The organism is Hydrogenophaga sp. FW305-3-2-15-A-LB1 (genome assembly GCF_058787875.1).
On record NZ_JBYTAE010000144.1, the window covers coordinates 1 to 7289 of the forward strand.

Annotated in this window: 6 protein-coding genes; 1 reads left to right on the forward strand and 5 read right to left on the reverse strand. The window is 69.7% G+C overall.

From position 1 onward, the window contains the following. Positions 1-484 (forward strand): SPOR domain-containing protein (locus AC3WPZ_RS27190; RefSeq protein ID WP_492442451.1); only part of this gene is annotated, 484 nt, incomplete at its 5' end. A gap of 19 nt (positions 485-503) precedes the next feature. On the opposite strand, the gene AC3WPZ_RS27195 is transcribed toward AC3WPZ_RS27190, so the two are convergent. The 5 genes from AC3WPZ_RS27195 to tkt form a co-directional block, all read right to left on the reverse strand. Continuing rightward, entirely contained in the window at positions 504-2072 is a 1569-nt protein-coding gene (locus AC3WPZ_RS27195; protein WP_444688133.1) for a S8 family peptidase, read from the reverse strand. Between the two features lie 481 nt (positions 2073-2553). Then, positions 2554-3450: an alpha/beta hydrolase family protein gene (locus AC3WPZ_RS27200; protein WP_492442453.1), complete on the reverse strand. Its 897-nt coding sequence runs from the start codon at positions 3448-3450 to the stop codon at positions 2554-2556. A 10-nt stretch (positions 3451-3460) separates the two neighbouring features. Then, a complete protein-coding gene (locus tag AC3WPZ_RS27205) occupies positions 3461-4063 on the reverse strand; it encodes a TetR/AcrR family transcriptional regulator (RefSeq protein WP_492442455.1) in 603 nt (200 codons plus the stop codon). Between the two features lie 113 nt (positions 4064-4176). After that, positions 4177-5175, reverse strand: coding sequence for a type I glyceraldehyde-3-phosphate dehydrogenase (gap, locus tag AC3WPZ_RS27210; protein WP_492442457.1), 999 nt, complete (start codon positions 5173-5175; stop codon positions 4177-4179). A gap of 44 nt (positions 5176-5219) precedes the next feature. Further along, complete coding sequence (tkt, locus tag AC3WPZ_RS27215) at positions 5220-7262, reverse strand: transketolase (RefSeq protein WP_492442459.1); 2043 nt, start codon at positions 7260-7262, stop codon at positions 5220-5222. Between the last annotated feature and the right edge of the window lie 27 nt (positions 7263-7289).

Below are 7289 nucleotides of genomic sequence, written 5' to 3' on the forward strand. Positions count from 1 at the left end.
CGCAGCGGCCGCCCCAGCGAGCGATGGCCCGCGCGCCTGCTGGCAGGCCGCCGGCTTCACCGAAGCCCAGGCTGAGCTGCTGCGCGCCGAACTCGCGCTGCTGGGCCTGACGGCGAACGGCTGGCAACTCAACGAGACCCGCAGCAGCGGCCGCTGGATCGTCTACATGGGGCGCTACGACAACACCGAGCAGGTGGAGCGCAAGAAGGCCGAGTTGCGCGGGCTGGGCGTGCAGTTCCGAGAGCTCACCGCGAATGGCCTGGCCCCGGGGCTGGCGCTGGGCACCTACTCCACCGAAGCCGCCGCGCGGCAGGCGCTGCAGCAGACCGAGCGCGACGGCGTGCGCACCGCCAGGGTGGCGCAGGAACGGGCGGAAAGCGTGTCGTTCGCGCTGCGCCTGCCCGCCATCACCGACGCCCAGCGCGCGGCAGTGGAAGGGTTGCGCGAGGCCATGGCCGGCAAGGCGCTGCGCCGCTGCAGCTGAGCCGACCGGCGGGCTCGGCTCAGACCCGACGGCGGCGGCGCTGGCACAGCGCCACGGCGATCACCCAGGCCCACAGGCTCAAACCCCAGAGATGGCCAGCGGAGCCACCACCTCCCCCGCTGCTGCTGGCGGCGAGCACGGGCATGGCCGCCACCGCGCGCACGGTGTCTTCACCCGTGCGGCCGAAGTTGTCCACCACGGTGAGCGAGAACACATAGCTGTCCTCCGCCACGAGCGTGCCCTTGGCCACCGCGCTGCTGGCCGACGAGAGCGTGACCGGCGGCCCGCTCACCTGCACCCACTGGTAGGACACGATGCTGCGACCGGGAATGGGCACGCTCTGGCTGCCGTCGAGCGTGATCACCGTGCCCGGCTCGACCTCGCCCACCGGCTTGATCACGACCGCCGGGCCGGTGGCCAGCTGCACCGAGGTGTTGGCGTCCAGCAGGCCGGCGCCGCAGGTGGTGGTGGTGCAGCCGCAGACGGCGCCCGCGCCCGGGGTGCCGCACGCGGCCAATCCCGTCACCACGTGAGGTCGGGCCCCCGCCTTCATGCGCTCGATGAGCTGGCGCGGGCTCAGGAAGGGGTTGACCGCCAGCATCAGGCTGGCGATGCCCGCGGCCTGTGGCGCGGCAAAGCTCGTGCCCTGCTTGTAGCCATACATGTCGACCCCTGGCGTGGTCGTGCCGCTGTTGTCGGTCGAGTACAGCAAGGTCGATGGGCCGGCATCGGTCGAGCCCCCGGGCGCGGCCAGCGCCACGCGGGTGCCGAAACTGGAGTACTCGGCCTTCGCCCCATCCTTGCGCACCGAAGCCACGGTCATGACCCGGCGGCAGTCGGCCGGGCGGGTCAGCGTGGTGTTCGAATTGCCGGCCGCCACGACGATGAGGGCGCCCGCGTTGGTGACCGCGTCGATGGTGGTCTGGTAGCCCGGCGTGCAGGCCGAATCGCCACCAAAACTGAGGTTGATCACGCGCGCCGGGTTCGGGTTGATCGGCAGGCCCGAGACCGGCAGGCCGGCCGCCCAGCGCAGGCCGTCGAGCAGGTCCGACAGGTGCGCGCCGCATTTGCCCGAGACGCGCACCGGCAGCACCTTCGCGCCCCAGTTCAGGCCCGCGACGCCCTGGGCGTTGTCGGTGGCGGCAGCGATCTGCCCCGCGATGAAGGTGCCGTGCCAGGTGCTGTTGGACAGGTCGCAGCCCGCGAACAGCGGATTCGCCAGGTCGGCTGGGTGCACCCAGTCACCCGGGTCGCTCGGGTCGGGGTCGCGCCCGTCGCCGTCGTTGGACACGGCCAGCTCACTCACCAGGTCGTAGCCGGGCAGCAGCTTGCCGGCCAGATCCGGGTGTCCCGCCCGGATGCCGCTGTCGACCACCGCCACGACCGCCGTGGACCCGGAGGTGCTGCCGGTCGTGTCGCCCCAGGCGGGGGGCAGGTTCAGGCCCGTCAGGTTCACCAGATCGGGCGTCTGCAGGTGCCATTGCTGGGGAAACAGCGTGTCGCTGGGGGTGACGGGCGCGCCCAGGCGGGGCACCAGCACATCGGGCTCGACCCAGGCCACATCGGGATGCAGGCGCGCGCGGCGCACGGCGTTGTCCAGCGCCTGGCCACGCAAGGGCCGATCGAAGCGCAGCAGGCGGGCGTTGCCTGCCTCGCCGGCTTGGCCCGACGGCAGCCCGACCTCGCGCGCCCAGCGGGTCAGGCGCTCGCGGCCCTGGCGGGCGTTGCGGTCCCATTGCGAACGGGCCCGCTCACGTCCGGAGGCCCAGGGCCCCTGGTCCGTCGCGGTGTTCGATTCGAGTTCGTCGCCCTTGAAGCCGATGATCAGGCCGGCCGCCTCACGCCGGCTGGACGGCTCCTGCGCCATGGCGGGAGTGGCAATCAGGCCCGCCAGGGTGGCCGTGCACAGGAGCAGTGCTGGAAACAGTCGCCGCATGGAATGGGGAGGGCCGGAAGGGCAAGCGAGGCAAGGTGGGGGATGTGTCGAAACATTTTGACATGCCGGTCTTTCGCATGGCCTTTATCCCCCGGCGATTCGGCATTTCCGCACAGCTTTACAACACCCGCGCTCAGCGGCCGGCCAAAGGGGCGGCGGCGGGACGCAGCGCCTCGAACCAGTCGAGCGCCTCGTTCCACAAGGGCAAGGCCTTGGGCCGGAAGTAGCCCATGTGGCCGATCGGCCCCAGGCCCGCGCGGCGCGGGTCGATGGTGACGGCCCGCACCGAGGTGTTGCGGTAACCGGCCATGAAGGCATCGCGCGAGGCCGGTGGCGCCCAGGCGTCGTCCAGCGCGTTGGCGGCCACGATCGGGAAACGCACTTGGCCGAAGCGTTCGGTGGTGGCCTGCATCTGCGGGTCGTCGAAGAAGTAGCGCGGAAAGCGGCACCAGCCGCGCCACTGGCGGTACACGTCCAGCGGCAGGTCTTCGCCCATGCCCAGGCGGCTCCAGGGCAGGTAACCGGCGAACTTGGTCCACACCGGCCCCAGCACGCGCCACATGAACAGCACCCTCATGCGCTCCAGCGGTGGCATCCAGCCGTGCCAGCCGGCGCCGGTGGCGAAGGTGTAGGCGCCGTCCACCCAGTCGTGGTGCGGCAGCAGGCCCAGGGCATGACCGCCGTACGAATGGCCCACCAGGTACAGCGGCATGCCGTCCTGGCGCATGGCTTCGACGGCGGCGGCCAGGTCGAGCCGGCCCCAGTCGAGGTAGTCCATGCGAAAGCCCTTGAGCGTGGGCGGGGCCGACTCGCCGATGCCCCGGTAGTCCAGCGTGAGCACGTCGAAACCGCGGCGCGCGGCGTGTTCGGCGAAGCGCTTGTAGAAGCCCTGTGGCACGGCGGTCGCGCCCCCGATCACGAGGTGGGCGCGGGCCGGCGTGGGGCTGCGGTAGCGGTGGGCCGAGAGCGGATAGCCGTCGGCGGCGGTCAGCAGGAGGGTTTCGATGCGAACGTCCGGGGGGGTGCTCATGGGGATCTCCTCAAGTGGTGCCCGTTTCGCGCGGGCGGCGCGCGGCGAGCAGGCCCAGCAGCGTCTGGACGGCCTGCTGGATGGGTTCGGTGCTGTGGGCCACGCGCGCCTGCAACAGCCCGCCTTCGTAGGTGGCGACGATCAGCGCCGCCACACCCCGGGCCGACTCGCGCGGCTCGCCGGCCTGTTCCAGCGCCAGCGCGATGCGCTCGCGCAAGGTGGCAAAGGCCCGCGCCAGGGCCTCGCGCAGCGCGTGGTCGTCGGGCGTGCTCTCCAGCGCGACGGTCGCCAGCGGGCAGCCGGCGTGAAAGCCCGTGCTGCTCAGGCGCTGGGTCGCGCCCTGCATCCATTGCCGCGCGGCTTCGATCGGGTCGCCCTCCTTGGCCAGCAGGCCGTCCAGCCAGCCCAGCATGCGCGCGACCACATCGTCGATCGCGGCCACGGCGAGTTCGGTCTTGCCACCGGGAAAGTGGTGGTACAGCACGCCCTTGGGCGCGCCGGCCTGGGCCAGCAGTTCGGTCAGGCCGATGCCGTGCAGGCCGCGCCGGCGCAGGGCGTCGGTCATGGCGGCGATCAGGCGTTCGCGGGTGCCAGGGGCGGGGGTGTCGGTCATGGGGCGCAATCTATAGACCGGTCGGTCTAGTGTCAATGCGGGCCTGTCGCCGAGGTGAACCGGGCAAGAAAAAAGCGCCCGAAGGCGCTTTTTCAAGTCAAGTGAGCTTGCGCTTACTTGGCGACGACGCGAACCATTTCAAGGCACTTGTTGGAGTAGCCCCATTCGTTGTCGTACCAGCTCACGACCTTGATGAAGGTTTTGTCCAGCGCGATGCCGGCGTCGGCATCAAAGATCGAGGTGCGCGTGTCGCCCCGGAAGTCCGTCGCCACCACCTTGTCGGTCGTATAGCCCAGCACGCCCTTGAGCGCGCCTTCGCTCTGCGCCTTCATCTCCGCGCAGATCTCTTCGTACGTCGCGTCCTTGTTCAGCTCCACCGTCAGGTCCACCACCGACACGTCGCTGGTCGGCACCCGGAAGCTCATGCCCGTGAGCTTCTTGTTGAGCTCGGGAATCACCACGCCCACGGCCTTGGCCGCGCCCGTGCTGCTGGGGATGATGTTCTCCAGGATGCCGCGGCCACCGCGCCAGTCCTTGTTGCTCGGGCCGTCCACCGTCTTCTGCGTGGCCGTGGCCGCGTGCACCGTGGTCATCAGGCCGCGCTTGATGCCCCACTTGTCGTTGAGCACCTTGGCGATCGGCGCCAGGCAGTTGGTGGTGCACGAGGCGTTGGAGATGATGGCCTCGCCCTTGTAGGTCTTGTCGTTCACGCCGAAGACGAACATCGGGGTGTCGTCCTTGGAGGGGGCCGAGAGGATGACCTTCTTCGCGCCCGCGTCCAGGTGCTTCTGGGCCGTGACCTTGTCCAGGAACAGACCGGTGGATTCGATCACCACGTCGGCACCGACTTCGGCCCACTTCAGGTTGGCGGGATCGCGCTCCTGCGTCAGGCGGATCTTCTTGCCGTTGACGATCAGCGTGTTGCCTTCGACCGAGACCGTGCCCTTGAAGCGGCCGTGCACGCTGTCGTACTGCAGCATGTAGGCCAGGTAGTCGGGCTCGAGCAGGTCGTTGATCGCCACCACTTCAATGTCGCTGAAGTTCTGGATGGCGCTGCGCAGCACGTTGCGGCCGATGCGGCCGAAGCCGTTGATGCCGATCTTGATCGTCATGTCTCGTCTCTCCTGGAGGGTTTCAAAAAAGGGTTAACCAAAATTCACTTCGCGAGCACGGCGCGCACCGTGTCCGCCACGTTCTGCTCGGTGAAGCCGAAGTGCTTGAACAGCACCGGCGCCGGGGCCGATTCGCCGTAGGTGTCGATGCCGACCACGGCGGCCACGCCGTACTTCCACCAGCCGTCGGTGGTGCCCATCTCGACCGCGATGCGTGGCACGCCGGCCGGCAGCACCGAGGCCTTGTAGGCGGCGGTCTGGCGGTCGAAGGTGGTGGTGCTGGGCATGGAGACCACGCGCACGGCGATCTTGTGCTCGCGGGCCAGCAGCTCCTGCGCCTTCAGGGCGAGCTGCACTTCGGAGCCGGTGGCGATGATCACGGCCTGCGCCTTTTTCTTCAGGCCCACCTCGGCCGGCTCGGCCAGCACGTAGGCGCCCTGGCTGATGTGGCCCAGGTCGTTCTTGGGCGCGTAAGGCAGGTTCTGGCGGCTGAGCAGCAGCGCGGTCGGGCGGCTGGCGTTCTCCAGCGCCACGGCCCAGGCCACGGCGGTCTCGGCCGTGTCGGCGGGGCGCCACACGTCCAGGTTGGGGATCAGGCGCAGGCTGGCCGCGTGCTCGATGGACTGGTGCGTCGGGCCGTCTTCGCCCAGGCCGATGGAGTCGTGCGTGAACACGTGGATCACGCGCTGCTTCATCAGCGCGGCCATGCGGATGGCGTTGCGGCTGTAGTCGCTGAAGGTGAGGAAGGTGCCGCCGTAGGGGATGAAGCCGCCGTGCAGCGCCACGCCGTTCATGATCGCGGCCATGCCGAATTCGCGCACGCCGTAGTTGATGTGGCGCCCGCCCTGGCCCTGCTCGTTCTTCACCACGTCACCGGCCATGTTGAAGCGCAGGCTGGGGGTGGACTTGGTGTTGGTGAGGTTGGAGCCAGTGAGGTCGGCGCTGCCGCCCAGCAACTCGGGCAGCGCGGCGGTGAAGGTCTCCAGCGCCAGCTGGCTGGCCTTGCGACTGGCCACGGTTTCGGCCTTGGTGTGCGCGCCCACGGCGGCGTCCACCGCGACCTGCGCGAAGTTCTTCGGCAGCTCGCCCTTCATGCGGCGGGTGAACTCCTTGGCCAGCTCGGGGAAAGCGGCCTTGTAGGCGGCGAACTTCCCGTTCCAGTCGGCCTCCACGGCCTGGCCGGCGGCCTTGGCGTCCCAGGCGGCGTACACGTCTTGCGGCACCTCGAAGGGCTTGTGCATCCAGCCCAGGGCCTCGCGGGTGAGCTGGATCTCTTCGCCGCCCAGCGGCTCGCCGTGGGCCTTGGCGGTGTTGGCGCGGTTCGGGCTGCCCTTGCCGATGTGCGTCTTGCAGATGATCAGCGTGGGGCCAAAGGTGCCCATGCTGGCCTTGTTCTTGGCGTCGGCGATCGCGCGGTCCACGGCGTCGGTGTCGTGGCCGTCGATCGGGCCGATCACGTTCCAGCCGCTGGCGGTGAAGCGCAGCGCGGTGTTGTCGATGAACCAGGGCGTGACCTGGCCATCGATCGAGATGCCGTTGTCGTCGTACAGCGCGATCAGCTTGTTGAGCTTCCAGGCACCGGCCAGGGCCACAGCCTCGTGGCTGATGCCTTCCATCAGGCAGCCGTCGCCCAGGAACACGTAGGTGTGGTGGTCGACGATGGCGTGGCCGTCGCGGTTGAATTCGGCCGCCAGCAGCTTCTCGGCCAGCGCCATGCCCACGGCGTTGGTGATGCCCTGGCCCAGCGGGCCGGTGGTGGTTTCCACGCCGGGGGTGATGCCCACCTCGGGGTGGCCGGCGGTCTTGCTGTGCAGCTGGCGGAAGTTCTTGAGTTCGCCGATCGGCAGCTTGTAGCCCGTGAGGTGCAACAGCGCGTAAATCAGCATGGAACCGTGGCCGTTCGAGAGCACGAAACGGTCGCGGTTGGCCCACTGCGGGTTGGTCGGGTTGTGGCGCAGGTGGCGCCCCCAGAGGGCGACCGCCATGTCCGCCATGCCCATGGGCGCGCCGGGGTGGCCCGAGTTCGCCTGTTGCACCGCGTCCATGGCCAGGGCGCGGATGGCGTTGGCCTGGGTCTGGGCGGTCACGGCCGAAGCGGCGGGGGCGGTGCGGGT